We start from the raw sequence: 16,847 nt of genomic DNA, 5'->3' as shown, positions 1-16,847 counted from the left end.
CTGACCGGGGCTAGGCTCGCTCGGCATATGCGATCGCCCTGCCTCTGCGGGGGAGAGTGGCCCCTGCGTCAGCAGGGGTCGGTCGGGACGGAGTCCCGCAGGGAGGGGAGCGACGGTGCCGGACCGTGCTCGGCATCGACGCTGGGCCTCTTCCGGAAGCTGGGGTCCCCTCTCTGCGGGACTTCGTCCCGACCGACCCCCTTCGGGGGGCACCCTCCCCCGCAGCGGGGGGAGGGAGGACGCGGAGGGCCGGCCGCGCGCATAACCCCTCGGTGGCGCCGGCTTGGCGCGGCGGCTACAAGCGGCAGCCCGAAGCGCCCTTGCGCGCCGTTCCGATCGAAGAGACCGCATGCCGCCAGCCGATCCGATCTCCGGCCCGCCCTCGCGCCGCGCGCTGCTCGGAGGGGCCGCCGCACTGGGGCTGCTCCCGGTCTCGGCCCTCGCGCAGGGGGGCGCCAAGGACGCGCCCAAGGATGCTCCAAAGGACGCGCCGAGGGATCAGGCCCTGACGCCCGAGCCCCGCGCCCTCACGGCGGCACCGGGCAAGGCCCGCCTCCGGCCCGAGCCGGCCCCGGAGACGGCCGTGTGGAGCTTCGACGGCCGGGCCCAGCCGCCGGTGCTGCGGGTGAAGCTCGGCGAGACCGTGCGGGTGCGCGTCGAGAACCGCACCGACAAGCCGCTCGCCCTGCACTGGCACGGGGTGCGCAACCAGAACGCCATGGACGGCGTCGGCGGCGTCACCCAGGCGCCGATCCGGCCGGGCGCCGACTTCACCTACGTGTTCACGCCGCCCGATGCCGGCACCTACCTCGCCCGCCCCCTCGTGGTCGGCGGATCGAGCGAGCCCTCGGGCCGAGGGCTCGCCGGGTTCCTGATCGTGGAGGAGAAGGCGCCGCCCGCGGTCGATGCCGACGTCGCCCTGCTGGTGCAGGACTGGCGCCTGGAGGCCGACGGGAGCCTGATAGGCTTCGGCCAGACCGCCTTCGCCGCGGCGAACGGGCGGCTCGGCAACCTCGTCACCGTCAACGGGCGCCCGGTGCCCGAGACGTTCGAGGCGCGCCCCGGCTCGCGGGTGCGGGTGCGCATCGGCAACGCCTGCAACGCGCGCGGCACGCGCATCCGCTTCGAGGGCCTGAAGGTCTACGTGGCGGCCGTGGACGGGCAGCCGACCGACACGTTCGAGCCGCTGCGCGCCACCCTGCCCTTCCCGCCCGGCACGCGCTACGACCTGCTCGTCGACCTGCCGTCCGAGCCCGGGCAGACGGGCTCGATCTCGGCGCTGGTCGGCCAGGGCCTCGTGCTGGCGAGCGTCACCACGAAGGGCGCGCCCGTCACCGAGAAGCGCCCGCCGATCGGGCCGGTCGGCGAGAACAGGCTCCTGCCCGCCGAGGTGAAGCTGCAGAACGCGGTGCGCCGCGACGTGGTGATCACCGGGGGCGCGACGGTGCCCAAGGATGCGAAGGACGCCGGGGCCAAGGACGCCGGGGCCAAGGACGCTGGGGCCAAGGACGCTGGGGCCAAGCCCGCGGAGCCCACCTATGCGGGCGACCCGGCCCGGATCTGGATGGTGAACGGCCAGAGCGGCGCGGCCGGTCTCGCGCCGATCTTCTCGGTGAAGCGCGGGCAGGTGGTGGTGCTGGCGCTGCGCAACGAGACCGCCTTCCCGCAGGCGCTGCACCTGCACGGCCACGTCTTCCGCCTGCTCCACCCGCTCGACGACGGCTGGGAGCCCTACTGGCTCGACACCTTCCAGCTGCTCGAGGGCCGCACCGCCCGCATCGCCTTCCAGGCCGACAATCCGGGCCGCTGGCTCCTCAGCGCCACGGTCCTGGAGCGGTTCGACACGGGGCTGTGGACCTCGTTCGAGGTCACCTGAGCCGGCTCGGCAGGCCGGCCAGCACCCGCGGCATCAGTTCCGGGATGTCCTCGGCGATCAGGCCCGGCCCGTGGCGCAGGCCCGCGTCGCCGTGGAGCCAGACCGCGGCGGCGGCGGCCTCGAAGGGCGCCATGCCCTGCGCCAGCAGGCCCGCGATCAGCCCGGCCAGCACGTCGCCCGCCCCCGCCGTGCCGAGGTAGGGCGTGGCGTGGTCGTTGATCGCGATCCGCCCATCGGGATCGGCGATCACCGTGTCGGCGCCCTTCAGCACCACGACCGCGCCCGTGAGCGCGGCGGCGCGGCGGGCCTGCTCGAGCTTCGTCAGCCCGTCCTCCGCGGCGGGCGTGCCGCCGAAGAGCCGGGCGAACTCGCCCGCGTGCGGGGTGAGCACGGCGCGGGCCTCGCCGTCGCGGATATGGCCCGCCAGCACCTCCGGCTGGCCGCGGAAGCTCGTCAGCGCGTCGGCGTCGAGCACCAGGGCGCGCCCCGCGGAGGCCGCCACCATCACCCGCTCGCGCGTCGGCTCGCCCGTTCCGAGGCCGGGGCCGAGCAGCACCGCGTTGAGGCGCTCGTCGGTGAGGATATCGTCGAGGTCGTCGGCGCTGTCGCACGCGTGCAGCATGATCGCCGTGAGGTGGGCGGCGTTCTCGGCGAGCGCGTCCTTCGGGGACGCCACGGTGACGAGCCCGGCCCCGACCCTGAGCGCGCCCCGCGCCGCCATCCGGGCCGCGCCCGTCCGGTAAGCCGGCCCCGAGAGCACGAGGGCGTGGCCGCGGGTGTATTTGTGGCTCTCGCCCGCGAGGCGCGGGAACGCCGCCCCCCAGAACGCCGGACCGTTGCGGTAGAGCGCCGGCCCGCAGGCCGCGAGCCCCGCCGACAGGGCCTGCGCGCCGGTGCCGATATCGACCACGTGCAGGTCGCCGCAGAGCGCGCGGCCGGGCTGGAGTAGGTGGCCGGGCTTGAGCGCCACGAAGGTCACGGTCTCGCGCGCCCGCACGGCGACGCCCCGTACCGTGCCGGTATCGCCGTCGAGTCCGCTCGGCACATCGACCGCGAGCACGGGCAGGCCCGAGGCGTTCACCCGCTCGACCAGGGCGCGCGCCTCGCCGTCGAGGTCGCGCGCGAGGCCGGCGCCGAAGAGCGCGTCGATGACGAGGTCGCAGGGCGGCAGCGATTCCGGGGGCCCTTCCGTCACGGGTCCGGTCCAGGCGGCGGCTGCCCCCGCCGCGTCGCCCTTGAGGGCGGGGCGCTCGCCCAGCAGGACGAGGTCCACCGCGTACCCGGTCTCCGCCAGGAGACGGGCCGCCACGAAGCCGTCGCCGCCGTTGTTGCCCGGCCCGCACAGGACGAGGACGCGCCCGCCCGCGGGCGCGAGCGCACGGGCCCGCTCCGCCACGGCCCCGCCGGCGCGCTCCATCAGGCGCAGGCCCGGCGTGCCGCCCGCGATCGCGGTCGCATCGACGGTCCGCATCGCCTCGACCGTGAGCAGCCGTGCCTCCGACATCCCGTGCCTCTCCTCTCGCGATTCCGGACCTGCCCGGGAGCAGCCCAAGACCTGCCCGGAAAATGTGCGCCCGCCCCGATCTGCCTCAACGATGTGCCGGAGCTGCCGAGGCGATAGGCCGTTTTCCCGGACTTCCGGGTAAAACGGCGTGGCGGAGGTGCGGGCGGGGTGTTAGAAATCTGACACAGCGCAGTGCTTGTCAGGCCCTCCGGCATGAAGAAGATCGAAGCGATCATCAAGCCCTTCAAACTCGACGAGGTGAAGGAGGCCCTCCAGGAGGTCGGCCTTCAGGGCATCACCGTGATCGAGGCGAAGGGGTTCGGCCGCCAGAAGGGCCACACGGAGCTCTATCGGGGCGCCGAGTACGTGGTGGACTTTCTGCCGAAGGTGAAGCTGGAGATCGTGCTCTCGGACGCGCTGGTCGAGGGCGCCGTCGAGGCGATCCGCAAGTCGGCCCAGACCGGCCGCATCGGCGACGGCAAGATCTTCGTCTCCACCATTGAGGAGGCGATCCGCATCCGCACCGGCGAGACCGGCACCGACGCGATCTGAGCGCTCCGGGCGGGCCTTCTCAGCGGGCGAGTTCCTTCAGCCCGAGCCGGATCAGCGCGCGCGCCTCCGCGCCTTCCCCGGCGCTCTTCAGCGCCGCCGCCACCGCAGCCCCGGCCTGGGCCTGCGGGTAGCCGAGATTGGTCAGCGCCGAGACGGCGTCCGCGACCGGCCCTGACGGGCCGCCCGCCTCCGCCGCCTCGACGAGGCTCGCCAGCGCCGGGTCGAGTGGCGCGAAGGCCGGCGCCTTGTCCTTCAGCTCCGCCACGAGGCGCGCCGCGAGGCGCGGGCCGACGCCGGGCGCACGCGCGACCGAGCCCTTGTCGCCGGTGGCGATAGCGGCCCCGAGTTGCTCCGGCTCCAGCACCGAGAGGACGCCGAGCGCCACCCGCGCACCCACGCCCTGCACGGTCTGGAGCAGGCGGAACCACTCGCGCTCGGCGTCCGAGCGGAAGCCGTAGAGGCGGATCATGTCCTCACGCACGATCGTCTCGATCGAGAGCTGCGCCGCCTCGCCCAGGGCCGGCAGCCGCTGCAGCGTGCGGGCCGAGCAGTGAACCACGTAGCCGACGCCGTTCACGTCAAGGATCACGAAATCCTCGCCGAAGGAATCCACCAGGCCCTTGAGCTTGCCGATCATCGTCCAGCCTTCATCCGTGCGCGGATGACTACAGAAGCGGGCCCGCGCGCACCATGCGCGGCTTGAGCGCGGGCGGCAGGCGTGGAACAGGGGAGCACGCGCCCGCCGGAACGAGCCCCGGCCCAACGCCCCACAGGAGCCCCGCCGACACCATGCGCCGGACCCCGATCCTGACCTCGACCCTGCTGGCCCTCGGCCTGCTCGCCACCCCGGCCCGCGCCCAGACCGCCGAGGGGCCGACGACCGACCCGAACCAGGTGCGCCCCGGCGCCTACCAGCTCGACCCGGCCCACGGGAAGATCACGTGGTCGCTGAGCCATCTCGGCTACTCGACCTATTTCGGGCAGATCACCGATGTCTCGGGCGAGGCGACCCTCGACCCGAAGGAGCCGGCCAAGAGCCGCCTCAGCGTCATGATCCGCACCGACAGCGTCAGCGGCCTCAACCCGAAGCTCGACCAGCACCTGAAGACGCCGGACTTCTTCGACACCCAGAAATTCCCGACCGCGACCTTCCGGGCGACGGCGGTCGAGCCGACCGGCCCGACCACCGCCCGCGTGGTCGGCGACCTGACGCTCAAGGGCGTGACCAAGTCCGTCGCCTTCGACGCCACATTCAACCAGGCGGGGGTCAGCCCCGTGGACAAGCAGTACACGGTGGGCTTCGACGGGCGCGCGGTGATCAAGCGCTCGGATTTCGGCATCAACGCCTTCCTGCCGATCCTCGGCGACGAGGTGACGTTGCGGCTCGAAGGCGAGTTCAAGGCAGCCAAGTAGCATTCGGGCCGCGTCTCAGCCCTGCCGGGCGAGCGCCGCCGCGATCCGCTCGGCGGCGCGGCCCGAGTAGCCTGCCGGCAGGTGTTTCTGTCGCAGCGCGTGCGCGTCGCGGTGGTTGACGTGCGTGATCGCGATGGCGAGCGCGTCGGCCGCGTCCGCGAGGCGGAACTCGGCCCTCGGCAGCAGGAAGCGCACCATCGCCTGGATCTGCGCCTTGTCGGCGTGTCCGTTGCCGGCCACCGTCTTCTTGATCAGGCTCGCGGCGTACTCGTGCACCGGCACGTCGTGGAGCGCCGGCACCAGCAGCGCGATGCCGCGAGCCTGGCCGAGCTTGAGCGTCCCCTGCGCGTCGCGGTTGACGAAGGTCTCCTCCACGGCGGCCTCGTCGGGCCGGAAGGCGCGCACGACCCCGGCGAGGCCGTCGTGCAGCGCGCGCAGGCGCCGGGCCAGCGGCAGGTCCTCGTCCGAGGTGACGACGCCGCAATCGACGTAGGCAAGCTTGGAGCCCGTGACCGTGACCGCCCCCCAGCCGGTGCGGCGCAGGCCCGGATCGATGCCGAGGATGCGGACGGGTTCGCTCATGGGTCGCCTCGGGATCGCCTGACGGGCCGGCGGGGCCGGCACCGCCCGAGCGTTAGGCACATATCGTGAACGGGACGTTTCGCCAACAGGCGTCGCCCGCGGCCGCGGCGTAGGCCGGCGCTACCCATTTAATCCTATTTTTATCTATCGTTAACCAATCGAGCGCAGAGGATATTCTGAATAGGAATGAAGACAATGCTCAAAAGATCACAATCCAACACCGATCGCCTCAAGTTCGCCGCCCTCGATCGCGCCATCGCAACAATCGAGTATACACCAGACGGCAAGATACTAGATGCAAACAGGAATTTTCTCGATCTCGTCGGCTACGACATCGGGGAGATCCGTGGGCGGCACCACCGAATCTTCGTGGATGCGGACGAGGCCAAGCGTGCCGATTACGGCGCGTTCTGGGATACGTTGCGGGGCGGCAAGGCCGTCTCGGGCGAGTTCGCCCGCTACGGGAAGGCCGGTGACCGGGTCTGGCTGGAGGCGAGCTACTGCCCGGTGCTCGACGCCGACGGCCGGGTGGCCTCGGTGATGAAGTTCGCCACCGACATCACCGCCAAGAAGAACGAGACCGGCCGCCTGATGACGATGATCGACGGCATGCCCGTCGCCGTCATGACAGCCGACCCGAGGAACGATTTCCGGATCGACTATCTCAACGAGACCTCGAAGAGCACGCTCGGCGCGATCGAGCAGCATCTGCCGATCAAGGTCTCGGAGTTGCTGGGCTCCTCGATCGACGTGTTCCACAAGAACCCCCAGCACCAGCGCCGGATGCTCGCCGACGCGAGCCACCTGCCGCACCGGGCCAAGATCAAGCTCGGGCCGGAGGTGCTCGACCTGCGCGTCTCGGCCATCACGGGCCCGGACGGCGCCTATATCGGCCCGATGCTGACTTGGTCCGTGGCGACGGCCCAGGTGAACGTGGCCTCCGAGGTCTCGCGCGTGGTCGAGGCGGTGTCGGCGGCGGTCCGCGAGATGCAGGCTTCCGCCGACGGCCTCGGCTCCTCCGCCGATGATGCCCGGCGGCGGGCAGCCTCCGTGGCCGCGAACTCGGAGCAGATGGCCGGCTCGATCCACGAGATCTCCGGCCAGGTCGGCCGCGTCACGGAGCGTACCCAGCAGATCGCGGCGCAGGCCCGGACCACGGACGGCACCGTGCGTCACCTCGCCGAGAACGCCCGCAAGGTCGATGCCGTGGTGACAATGATCCGCACGATCGCGGCTCAGACGAACCTGCTGGCGCTGAACGCGACGATCGAGGCCGCGCGCGCCGGGGAGGCGGGCCGCGGCTTCGCGGTGGTGGCCAGCGAGGTGAAGATGCTGGCCGCGCAGACCGCCCGGGCCACCGACGAGATCACGCAGCAGGTCGCGGCGATCCAGACCGCTACCGACGAGGCCGTCGGCGCAATCGAGATGATCGGCTCCGCGGTCGCCGAACTGTCGAAGCTGACGCTCGCCATGGCGAGCGCCGTCGAGGAGCAGTCCGTCGCGACCCAGGAGATGTCCGGGCATATCGGCGGCGTCTCCGTGGCGGCGAACGTCACCGGCCAGCTCGCCGACGCGGTGCGGGCCATCGCGGACCGGCTGGGCACCCATTCCGAGAGCCTGGGCGGGAGCATCGAGCGTTTCCTGAAGACCAGTTGAGGCGCACTCCCCACCCGCGGCCGCACACGCACGCCGCTTTGTGTCGGGCGCGGCCCCGGCGTGCCCTTTGCGCCGGGGTGCGGGCGTGACAAGAGATGGGCGGCCGTCAAGGAGAGGCGGAACGCGGCGGCGCCGATTCGATTGCTCAGCTGCGGCGGCCGGACGGCCAGGGACCGGGGGACACAAGGACATGACCGAGCAGGGTCGGCAACTGGCCGAGGAGAACATCGCCCGGGCCCGGGCGGCCTACCTGCGCTGCGTGGAGGCCGGCGAGGTGGCCCTCAACGCCTTCGAGAGTTCCACCGCGCGGGCGGCCGGCCTGATGGGGCTCTCGGCGGACGGGCGGAACGCCGACGGTCCCACCGCCCGCGGCTGGGCGGCGATGCGCGCGGTGGCCCAGACCCTCTTCGTCGCCACCGACACGAACATGCGGGCTGGCTTCAGCTTCGCCTCCAGCCTGGTGCGAGCGGAGGATGCCCGCGCGGCCGCCGATCTCCAGAGCCGCTACCTGCGGGAGCAGGGCGAGCGCTTCGCTCACCAGATGCTCGACCTGCAGCGCACGGCGCTGCGCGCGGCCGGCGACGTCGCGCGCGGAACCGGCGCCGGCCCGCTGTGATGCTCGCGGACCCCGCCCTGGCGGAGGCCGAGGGGTGCGACGCGGCCGAGCCCCGGCCCGGCCGCACGATCGGCTACGCGCAGGGGCGCTTCCACGATCTCGCCTACGTGGAGTGGGGCGATTCCGCGAGCCCGCACACGGTGCTGTGCCTGCACGGGTTGAGCCGCCAGGGCCGCGACTTCGATCCGCTGGCGCGCGCGCTGGTCGGCCTCGGCTACCGGGTGATCTGCCCGGACATCGTCGGGCGTGGGAAGAGCGGCTGGCTCGCCGACCCCGAGCTCTACGGGCTGCCGCAATACGTCTCCGACATGGCCGCGCTGATCGCGCATCTCGGCGTCGAGCGGCTCGACTGGGTCGGCACCTCGCTCGGCGGCCTCGTCGGCATGGTGCTGGCAGGCGCGCAGAACACGCCGATCCGCCGGCTGGTGATGAACGACATCGGCCCGTTCCTGCCCTGGGCGGCGCTCAGGGGCATCGGCAACCGCCTGCGCGAGGCGCCGCGCCTGCACCACTCGCTCGCGACCGCCGAGGCGCGCTTGCGCTCGGCGCTCCGGGATTTCGGCACCCTCACCGACGCGCAGTGGCGCGCGATGACCCGCCACAGCTTCGTCCCCGAACCCGGCGGCACCTGGCGCCCGCACTACGATCCGGCCATCGCCGTCGCGTTCCGGCCGGGCCGGGTCTACAACGTGACGCTGTGGCGCGACTGGGATGCGGTGCGCTGCCCCGTGCTGCTGCTGCGGGGCGAGACCTCGGACCTGCTGCTGCCGCAGACCGCCGCCGAGATGACCCGGCGTGGCCCGCGCGCGACGCTCGTCGAGATCCCGGGCTGCGGTCACGCCCCGGCGCTCTTCGACGACGGGCAGATCCGGATCATCACCGACTGGATGGGGCGGGCGGGCTGAGGCGCACGATCCGCTCGGCCTCGCGCATGGTCCGCCAGGGTTCGAGGTTGTGCAGGGCGATCCGGCGCGCGCCCATCAGTCCGAGGATCGCCGCGACGCCCAGGAAGGGCGCGGCGACGATCACCGCGCCGAGCGCCTCCGATCCGATCAGCGCGGCCAGCAACTTCACCGCTGCGTCGAGGAAGACGAAGAAAGCCGAGACCACCAGCACGGCGATCGCCAGCACCTTGGCGGCGAGCCCGGCGAGCGCCCGGATGTTGCCGTCGGTCTCGACGCGGGCGAGTTCGAGCGTCCGCGCCGTGAGGCGGGCAGCCTCGCGGACCGCGTCGACGAGCAGGACGACGATGTGCTCCGAGGACCGCTCACCCATCCCGTGACCCTGCTCCCGCGCGCCGAACCGGCCGGGTAACCGGGCGGGAGGCGGGTCCGTTCCGGCGCGCGGCCGCCTTCAGCCCTTCAGGGCGCGGAGCGCCGCGAAGGGGCTGGCGTCGGGATCGGGCGCGGGCGGGTTCAGCACCGGCTCGACCTGGGCGATGGCGTCGGCGAGCGAGAAGGCCGCCCCGCTCTGGAGCCGGCCACCGGCCGCGTCCCGGTGGCCGCCGCCGCGGAACTTGCGCGCGCCCTCCAGCGCCGTCTCGTTGTTCGAGCGGAAAGAGAGCGTCCCGACCCGCTGCACGTTCACGACGCGCTTGGCCCGGCCCGCTTCCATGATCAGGTCGGAGATCCGCTGGAAGGCGCCGGAATCGAGCCCGAAGGAGAGAAGCGTCCCGTCCGAGAGCGGCCGGAACAGCTCCTCCGAGCGGGCGAGGGCGCGGGCGACGCGCATGCGGGTGGTGAGCCGGGCGTCGTCGTCGGGATCGCCCGCCATCAGGTCATCGACGAGCGCCAGGCGCACGGCGCCGAGCCGGGCCTCGATCCGGGCCGGGTCCAGCCCCTCGCGCAGCAGGGCGGCGAGGGCCAGGAGCAGGCCGCTGACGAAGCGATCATGCCAGGGGTGGCCCACCGGGATCAGGGTCGAGACGTTGTCCCAGAAGGCCTCGTCGAGGGCGAGGCCCCCGAGGAATTCCGGCCGGTCCTTGCGCCAGAGGTCGAGGGCGTCGACCGCCGCGACGAGCGCGGCGAGGTCGGCATCGCCCGCCCCGGCCTCGGGCGCGTAGAGGGCGCGCTGCTCGTAGGCCATCCGGGTGGCGCAGCGCTCCGCGTCGATCAGCACGACGGTGTTCGGGTCGCCCGCGTCGAATCGGTTCAGCGCGGGCCGCTCCGGGTCGGGCCGCGGCTCCAGCTTCTGGGCGCGCAGCTGGTCGATCGAGGAGGCGTGGTGGTCGAGCACCACGAGGCGGTGGCGCCGCTCGGCCTCGCGCTTCAGGTTCATCTGCGCGAAGCGGCGGATGAAGGTGACGGCGACCTCCTCGAGACCCAGATCGGTGAGGATCAGCAGTTCGGGCGCCTTGGTCCGCTCAAGCCGCTTCAGCTCGGTCTCGACCACGGGCCCGACATCGGCGTAGCGCGGGATGTGCACCACCCGCCGCACGTCGCGGAAGAGGCCGACGACCGTCGAGGCGCCGTAGCCGTCGAGGTCGTGGTGCGTGAGCTGGGTGACGTTCAAATCAGCATCCTTCCGGCCGTCCGGCCCCGCATCGGAGCCGCGTCCTCTCGTCCGGCGGACCTATCCGGGCTCTCGTCCGTCTGGCAAGGCGAGGGCCGCGGCCCCGGTCGGCCCGATCCATGGGGCGCGGGGCGGCCGCGACGCTTCGCGGCATGGTCCGGAAGGAACGCGCCCGACCCTCAGATTGTACGGTAAAATAACCTAGAGTAACCTTCCTGCCCGATACCGATTCGGTATCGGGGGGATCGACCATGCCTCTAGCATCGCTTCTGCGACGTGTTCTCGTCGGCGCCGTCCTGATCTCGGGTCCGATCGCGGCCCTGCCGACGAAAGCCCAGACCGTCGTCGGCCTCGCGCAACTGCCCAGCTCGGACGTCGGCAAGTTCGACGTCATGCGCGGTCTGGCGCAGCAGGCCAAGGATCAGGGCGCGACACTGATCATCTTCCCCGAGGGCTCCGTCTTCGGGTGGCTCAACCCGGCCGTGTTCACCCAGGCCGCACCGATTCCCGGCCGGTACAGCGACCAGTTCGCCGAGATCGCGCGCAGCGTCGGCATCTGGGTCGCGGCGGGCTTGGCCGAACAGGGCCCCAAAGCCGGCCCCGGCTCGCTACCGAACGCCTATCAGGCCTACGATTCCGGCATCCTGATCGATCCCCAGGGGCAGATCGTCCTGCACCACCGCAAGTACAACGTGCTGCAGAACGCCTTCGACCCGGCGGCCTGCCAGGCGATCCTGAACCAGCCCGGCTGTGCCTACACGCCCGGCGCGCTCTCCGACATCAAGACGGTCTCGACCCCGTTCGGCAAGACGTCCCTGCTCATCTGCGCGGACGCCTACACCTACGGCCAGGCGGAAGCCCTGGCGGCCCTCAAGGCGCTCAAGCCGGATTTCGTGATCGTGCCCTGGGGCATCACGGCGAGCCAGCAATCCGAGTGCGGGACGCCCAACTTCAACGCGACGGGCTACGCGGCGCAGGCGGCGGCCTACCTCAAATCCGCCTTCGTGGTCGGCGCCAACGCCACCGGGCCGCGCACCTACGGCCGCTTCCTGCCGTCCGTCTATTGCGGCGACAGCGGCTACGCCAACCCGGCCGGCGACAAGGTCGAGACCTCCACGCCGACGCAGGCGCTGGTGCTCCTCACCGTCCCGAAGAGCTTCGACGCCAAGGCCGGGCCGATCTGGAACAACGGCGACGCCCAGAACAAGTGCCCCACCACCTGCAGCAGCTACGCCTCGGCCTGGAACGGCCAGTGGACCACCACGGTACCGGGGCAGATGTCCGTCTGCGGCTGCGTGCCGAGCGGGGCGGATTGAGGCTTCGATCCCAGCCCGGGAGGCCGTCGCGCCCGGGCTCGAGCGGTCCCGGCTCAGCCCAGGATGCGCGGGCCCGCGGGCGTCTCGATCTCCGCCGTGTAGCGGAACACGGCACCTGCGTGGATCTCGGGCGGGTTGAGGAGGCCGATCTCCCGGTAGAGGGCGGCAGCCGCCTCCGGGTCGGGATGGTCGAGCCGGAAGACGAGGAGCCGCGCGCCGAGATCCGGCATGGCGCGGGCCGGGTGGCCGGCGGCGTCCCAGTCCATGAGGCAGGGCAGGAGGCCGTCCATCGGGAGCGCGCCGTCACCGCGCAGGGCGAAGCGCCAGGAGAGAGCGCCGCGGCTCATGCGCATGGCCGAGCCGAACAGGCCGGGACGCCGGGCGAGCGCGCCGTCGAGATCGTTCGTGCGGGCCACGAAGGCGCGCAGGCGTCGCCCGGACTCCCAATCGGCCCGGACCGCAGCGGCATCGCCGAGGCCGAACCAGCGCGGGCGGTCAGGCGGCGGCGCCTCGGGATCGACCGCGATCACTTCGAGGAAGAGCGCCTCGCCGAGGCGCAGCAGGTGGTTGCGCGTGCCCATCTCGCGGTGGCGCCCGCCCTCGGGGATGTCGAGGTCCAGGCTCTCGCGGACATGCACCACGCCCTCCGCGAGGGTCGGCGCGACGACGGCGAGGTGGTCGAGGAAGAGCATGCGGGCTTCTCGGCGCGACAGCCCTTTGCGCAACCCATCATGCGCGAGGGCGAGGATGGTCCGAAGGGCGGCGCCATCGAGATACCAATCGGATCCCGTCAGATCCCAGAGCTTTTTCAGTTCGTCGGGCGAGAGGTCGCTTTCCAGGACCGTCCCGATGAAGTCGCGCAGCCGCTTCCGATCCTCGCCGTTGAACGACGCGACGACATCGAGCGTCGCGGCTTCCCAGGTGCCTTGGAGGACCAGAACGTCCTGATGGAAGTAGCTGCCGAACTTCAAGAACTCCGGTGTCGGCGGCAGGCGGCCGAGCCGCTTCCTCGTCCGGTTCGGCCGGATCCGCTTCTTCGTCCTCTGTCCCATCACGGAGGCCCGGATCATCGATCGTCCGGATCCTTGGATAGGAATTTGGGCCGACCTGCAAGCGCGCCGACGCGGCGCGAAACGCGAGACGCCGGAGCCCTGTGCAGGGCCCCGGCGCCGCGATCATCAGGGCAGGCCGGGCGTCGCCGCCCGGCCCGTCCGCTCAGAGCGAGTAGTACTGCACGAACTCGATCGGGTGCGGGGTCATCTCGTAGCGCAGCACCTCGGTCATCTTCAGCTCGATGAACGAGTCGATCTGGTCGTCCGAGAACACGCCGCCGGCCTTGAGGAAGTCCCGGTCCTTGTCGAGGCTCTGGAGGGCCTCACGGAGCGAGCCGCACACGGTCGGGATCTGCTTCAGCTCGCGCGGGGGCAGGTCGTACAGGTCCTTGTCCATGGCCGGACCCGGATCGATCTTGTTGAGGATGCCGTCGAGGCCGGCCATCAGCAGCGCCGAGAAGGCTAGGTAGGGGTTCGCCATCGGGTCGGGAAAGCGGACCTCGACGCGCTTGGCCTTCGGGTTCGTCGTCCACGGGATGCGGCAGGAGGCCGAGCGGTTGCGGGCCGAGTAGGCCAGCAGCACCGGGGCCTCGTAGCCTGGGACAAGGCGCTTGTAGGAGTTGGTCGAGGGGTTGGTGAAAGCGTTCAGCGCCTTGGCGTGCTTGATGATGCCGCCGATGTACCAGAGGCATTCCTGGGAGAGGTCGGCGTACTTGTCGCCGGCAAACAGCGGCTTGCCGTTCTTCCAGATCGACTGGTGCACGTGCATACCGGAGCCGTTGTCGCCGTATACGGGCTTGGGCATGAAGGTCGCCGACTTGCCGTAGCTCTGCGCCACGTTGTGGATGCAGTACTTGTAGATCTGCATGTGGTCGGCGAGCAGCGTCAGCGTGTCAAACTTCATGCCGAGCTCGTGCTGAGCCGACGCCACCTCGTGGTGGTGCTTCTCGACCTTCACGCCCATCGACTGCATGGCGGCCAGCATCTCGCCGCGCATGTCCTGGGCCGAGTCCTGCGGCGGGACGGGGAAGTAGCCGCCCTTGGTCTGCACCCGGTGGCCGAGGTTGCCGCCCTCGTAGTCGGTGAAGCCGTTGGTGGGGAGTTCCGTCGAATCGAGCTGGAAGCCGGTGTGGTAGGGGTCGGCGCCGAACTTCACGTCGTCGAAGACGAAGAACTCGGCCTCGGGGCCGACATAGATCGTGTCGCCGATGCCGGTGGAGCGCAAGTAGGCTTCAGCCAGCTTGGCGGTCGAGCGCGGGTCGCGGGAATAGGGCTGGCCGCTCGACGGCTCCAGCACGTCGCAGACGATCGACATGGTGGAGGCGGAGAAGAACGGGTCCATGCAGGCGGTCGCCGGGTCCGGCATCAGCAGCATGTCGGACTCGTTGATCGCCTTCCAGCCGGCGATCGACGAGCCGTCGAACATGGTGCCGTCCTGGAAGATCTCATCATCCACGAGGGAGACGTCGAAGGTGACGTGCTGCCACTTGCCCCGCGGGTCCGTGAACCGGAAGTCCACGTACTTGACGTCGTTGTCCTTGATCTCCCTCAGGACATCCGCTGCGGTCTTTGCCATCCCTGGGAATCTCCTTCAGTCCGGGCTTGCGCCGAATTTGCCCCGCCGGGCCGCGGGGAGGCGGCGCGTGAGCGCGCCGGGCGGCCTTACAGGGGGGAATCGCGCAAGGCTAGAGGGATTTGGGGAGATGCGAAACCGGTGGCGGGCTTTAAGTCCTTGTCCGGCCAGGATTCCCCGGCGGCGGCCTCGCTGCGTTGCGGGATGACGAAGGCCGCGGCCTGTCCGCGATTCGGCTCCGGCCGCGCCCGCCGGACCGGGCGGCCGAGGACGATTGGAGCCGGCTGCGTCACCGTGTCCGGCGCGTCTCCGGCGGGGTCCGGCACGGAGCGCAAGGCTGCGGGAAGGGCCTGATCGATTGCGCACACGTGAACCCGGCACCCTTGACCCACTCACGCCCCGGTGCCATGTGTCGCCCGCACTAACGCTTTGAAAACGCTCTAGTTTTCAAGAGTTCTAATCTGGTGTGCATCAGCGAGGGCCTGCCCGTCCGGGGTCGGCTCCGTATCGAGGGACGGCCGAACGGCTCTCCGGCCGGCCGAGAACCAAGCCAGGGTTCACGGGTCGCATGATCGTCTGTTCCTGCAACGTCCTGTCCGATGGCGCCGTGCGCGGCTGCCTCGATCCGGGCCCGGCCTGCCCGCGCACGCCCGCCCAGGTCTATGCCTGCCTCGGCTGCAGCCCGAAATGCGGGCGCTGCGCCCGCACCATCCGGTCGATCCTGCGCACGGCACTCAGCGAAGCGGCGGAAGCGGACGCCCATGCCTGCTCGGCGTCTTGCGCCAGCGCCTGCAGTCTGAAACAGTTCCAAACAGCGGACGAGGAGCTGGCCGCCTGAGAGGTGCCCGACGGTTCTCGAACCTGGCGCCCGCTTCCTCGCGTTCCGACAACGGAGAGTGTGGGGCAATGAAGGGCGACACCAAGGTCATCGAGTACCTCAACCGAGGCCTGCGCAGCGAGCTGACGGCGGTCAGCCAGTACTGGCTCCACTTCCGCCTGCTGAACGACTGGGGCTACGTCGACCTCGCCAAGTTCTGGCGCAAGGAATCGATCGAGGAGATGAACCACGCCGACCGGTTCATCGACCGGATCCTGTTCCTCGACGGCTTCCCGAACCTGCAGGAGCTCGACCCGCTGCGGATCGGCCAGACCGTGCAGGAGATCATCGAGTGCGACCTCGCGGCCGAGAACGAGGCCCGCTCGCTCTACCTCGAGGCGGCCAAGTACTGCGACTCGATCAACGACCGCGTCTCGAAGCGCCTGTTCGAGGATCTGGCCGAGGACGAGGAGGGCCATATCGACTTCCTCGAGACGCAGCTGGAGCTGATCAACCAGATCGGCCTGCCGCTCTACGCCCAGCGCCACATCGGCGGCCTGCAGCAGATCGCGCCCGAGACGGAGTGAGGGTTCGAACCGTCCCGGGGCTTCGGGCTCGGGACGGCTTTCATCCGAGGGACTCTGCAAGCGCGCGTGTCGCGCATCCGGGCTACGGCCCCCGCGCTGTCCCTCCCCCCTCTGCAGGGGAGGGTGGGCCGGCCGTAAGGCCGGGTCGGGAGAGGGGTGAACGCCTCCGGCAGAGGCACCGCCCCGCATGACGGGTGCGCCCCTTCCTGAAGCCGGGCTCCCCTCTTTGCGGGACTTCGTCCCGACCGTCACCCTTCGGGCGCCACCCTCCCCCGCAGAGGGGGGAGGGAGACCGGGGCGCCATCACCCCTCGCCCTCCTCCGCCTCCCGTGCCAGCAGCGCGCGCTTGCGCTCCACACCCCAGCGGTACCCTGAGAGCGCGCCGTCCGAGCGCACCACCCGGTGGCAGGGGATCGCGACAGCCAGCGCGTTCGCGCCGCAGGCCATCGCCACCGCACGGACCGCCGCCGGCAGGCCGATGGCGCGGGCGATCTCGGCGTAGCTCGCGGTCTCGCCCACCGGGATCCGGCGCAGCGCCTCCCAGACCCGTTGCTGGAAGACGGTGCCGCCGATGTCGAGGGGCAGGTCGAGGCCTCGTCCCGGCGCCTCGACGAGGCCGATCACCCGCGCCATCCAGGCCTCGAACACCGCGTCGCCCCCCACGAGTTCCGCGGCGGCGAAGCGGTCCTGCAGGTCGCGCACGAGCGCGTCGGGATCGTCGCCGAGCAGGATGGCGCAGACGCCCCGCTCACTCGCCGCCACCAGGATCGCGCCGAGCGCGCAGGCCCCGAC

General features: G+C 71.3%; 17 protein-coding genes. 9 read left to right on the top strand and 8 right to left on the bottom strand.

Annotated features, from left to right (window positions below):
- Window positions 1-349: 349 nt before the first annotated feature.
- Window positions 350-1,876 (top strand): multicopper oxidase family protein, encoded by a 1,527-nt coding sequence (locus AX737_RS08860; RefSeq protein WP_066920673.1) that lies wholly within the window; start codon window positions 350-352, stop codon window positions 1,874-1,876.
- Here the strand turns inward: AX737_RS08860 and AX737_RS08855 are convergent.
- Window positions 1,869-3,380, bottom strand: a complete 1,512-nt coding sequence (locus AX737_RS08855; RefSeq protein WP_066920671.1) for a bifunctional ADP-dependent NAD(P)H-hydrate dehydratase/NAD(P)H-hydrate epimerase — start codon at window positions 3,378-3,380, stop codon at window positions 1,869-1,871. The genes AX737_RS08860 and AX737_RS08855 overlap by 8 nt on opposite strands.
- Before the next feature lie 213 nt (window positions 3,381-3,593).
- Between AX737_RS08855 and AX737_RS08850 the strand changes: the two genes are divergently transcribed.
- Window positions 3,594-3,932: a P-II family nitrogen regulator gene (locus tag AX737_RS08850; protein WP_003600526.1), complete on the top strand. Its 339-nt coding sequence runs from the start codon at window positions 3,594-3,596 to the stop codon at window positions 3,930-3,932.
- Between the two features lie 19 nt (window positions 3,933-3,951).
- Here AX737_RS08850 and ruvA read toward each other — a convergent pair whose 3' ends face one another.
- Entirely contained in the window at window positions 3,952-4,569 is a 618-nt protein-coding gene (gene ruvA, locus AX737_RS08845; protein ID WP_066920669.1) for a Holliday junction branch migration protein RuvA, read from the bottom strand.
- Between the two features lie 152 nt (window positions 4,570-4,721).
- Here ruvA and AX737_RS08840 point away from each other — a divergent pair, with 152 nt between their 5' ends.
- Window positions 4,722-5,345 carry a YceI family protein gene (locus AX737_RS08840; RefSeq protein WP_066920667.1) on the top strand — a complete coding sequence of 208 codons (624 nt, stop codon included), beginning with the start codon at window positions 4,722-4,724 and terminating at the stop codon, window positions 5,343-5,345.
- A gap of 15 nt (window positions 5,346-5,360) precedes the next feature.
- Here the strand turns inward: AX737_RS08840 and ruvC are convergent, their stop codons facing one another.
- Window positions 5,361-5,927, bottom strand: a complete 567-nt coding sequence (gene ruvC / locus AX737_RS08835; RefSeq protein WP_066920665.1) for a crossover junction endodeoxyribonuclease RuvC — start codon at window positions 5,925-5,927, stop codon at window positions 5,361-5,363.
- Window positions 5,928-6,122: 195 nt separating this feature from the next.
- On the opposite strand from ruvC, the gene AX737_RS08830 reads away from it, so the two are divergent.
- The 3 genes from AX737_RS08830 (at window position 6,123) to AX737_RS08820 (ending at window position 9,104) form a co-directional block, all read left to right on the top strand.
- Complete coding sequence (locus AX737_RS08830) at window positions 6,123-7,583, top strand: methyl-accepting chemotaxis protein (RefSeq protein ID WP_066920663.1); 1,461 nt, start codon at window positions 6,123-6,125, stop codon at window positions 7,581-7,583.
- Between the two features lie 190 nt (window positions 7,584-7,773).
- Window positions 7,774-8,199, top strand: coding sequence for a phasin family protein (locus AX737_RS08825; protein ID WP_066920661.1), 426 nt, complete (start codon window positions 7,774-7,776; stop codon window positions 8,197-8,199).
- Window positions 8,199-9,104: an alpha/beta hydrolase gene (locus AX737_RS08820; protein WP_082772956.1), complete on the top strand. Its 906-nt coding sequence runs from the start codon at window positions 8,199-8,201 to the stop codon at window positions 9,102-9,104. Before AX737_RS08825 ends, AX737_RS08820 begins: the two co-directional genes overlap by 1 nt.
- On the opposite strand, the gene AX737_RS08815 is transcribed toward AX737_RS08820, so the two are convergent.
- Window positions 9,076-9,474 (bottom strand): phage holin family protein, encoded by a 399-nt coding sequence (locus AX737_RS08815; protein WP_066920660.1) that lies wholly within the window; start codon window positions 9,472-9,474, stop codon window positions 9,076-9,078. The two genes, AX737_RS08820 and AX737_RS08815, sit on opposite strands and share 29 nt — an antisense overlap.
- 78 nt (window positions 9,475-9,552) lie before the next feature.
- Window positions 9,553-10,710 (bottom strand): dimethylmenaquinone methyltransferase, encoded by a 1,158-nt coding sequence (locus AX737_RS08810; RefSeq protein WP_066920658.1) that lies wholly within the window; start codon window positions 10,708-10,710, stop codon window positions 9,553-9,555.
- Between the two features lie 251 nt (window positions 10,711-10,961).
- Between AX737_RS08810 and AX737_RS34240 the strand changes: the two genes are divergently transcribed.
- The gene (locus AX737_RS34240) at window positions 10,962-12,026 is read left to right on the top strand and encodes a nitrilase-related carbon-nitrogen hydrolase (RefSeq protein WP_066920656.1); all 1,065 of its coding nucleotides are present in this window, start codon (window positions 10,962-10,964) and stop codon (window positions 12,024-12,026) included.
- Window positions 12,027-12,079: 53 nt separating this feature from the next.
- Here the strand turns inward: AX737_RS34240 and AX737_RS37985 are convergent, their stop codons facing one another.
- Window positions 12,080-13,096 carry a VOC family protein gene (locus tag AX737_RS37985; protein ID WP_308445270.1) on the bottom strand — a complete coding sequence of 339 codons (1,017 nt, stop codon included), beginning with the start codon at window positions 13,094-13,096 and terminating at the stop codon, window positions 12,080-12,082.
- A 145-nt stretch (window positions 13,097-13,241) separates the two neighbouring features.
- Entirely contained in the window at window positions 13,242-14,654 is a 1,413-nt protein-coding gene (glnA, locus tag AX737_RS08795; protein WP_066920654.1) for a type I glutamate--ammonia ligase, read from the bottom strand.
- A gap of 565 nt (window positions 14,655-15,219) precedes the next feature.
- Between glnA and AX737_RS08790 the strand changes: the two genes are divergently transcribed.
- Both AX737_RS08790 and bfr read left to right on the top strand, forming a co-directional pair.
- The gene (locus AX737_RS08790) at window positions 15,220-15,489 is read left to right on the top strand and encodes a (2Fe-2S)-binding protein (protein WP_066920652.1); all 270 of its coding nucleotides are present in this window, start codon (window positions 15,220-15,222) and stop codon (window positions 15,487-15,489) included.
- A 68-nt stretch (window positions 15,490-15,557) separates the two neighbouring features.
- Window positions 15,558-16,055, top strand: a complete 498-nt coding sequence (gene bfr / locus AX737_RS08785; protein ID WP_066920650.1) for a bacterioferritin — start codon at window positions 15,558-15,560, stop codon at window positions 16,053-16,055.
- A gap of 303 nt (window positions 16,056-16,358) precedes the next feature.
- Here the strand turns inward: bfr and AX737_RS08780 are convergent.
- A partial coding sequence (locus AX737_RS08780; protein WP_156453605.1) for a methylated-DNA--[protein]-cysteine S-methyltransferase occupies window positions 16,359-16,847 on the bottom strand: 489 nt, incomplete at its 5' end.

This window comes from Methylobacterium sp. CCH5-D2, from assembly GCF_001556475.1.
Classification (GTDB): Bacteria; Pseudomonadota; Alphaproteobacteria; order Rhizobiales; family Beijerinckiaceae; genus Methylobacterium; species Methylobacterium hispanicum.
This window is presented reverse-complemented; position numbering and strand designations above follow the sequence as displayed.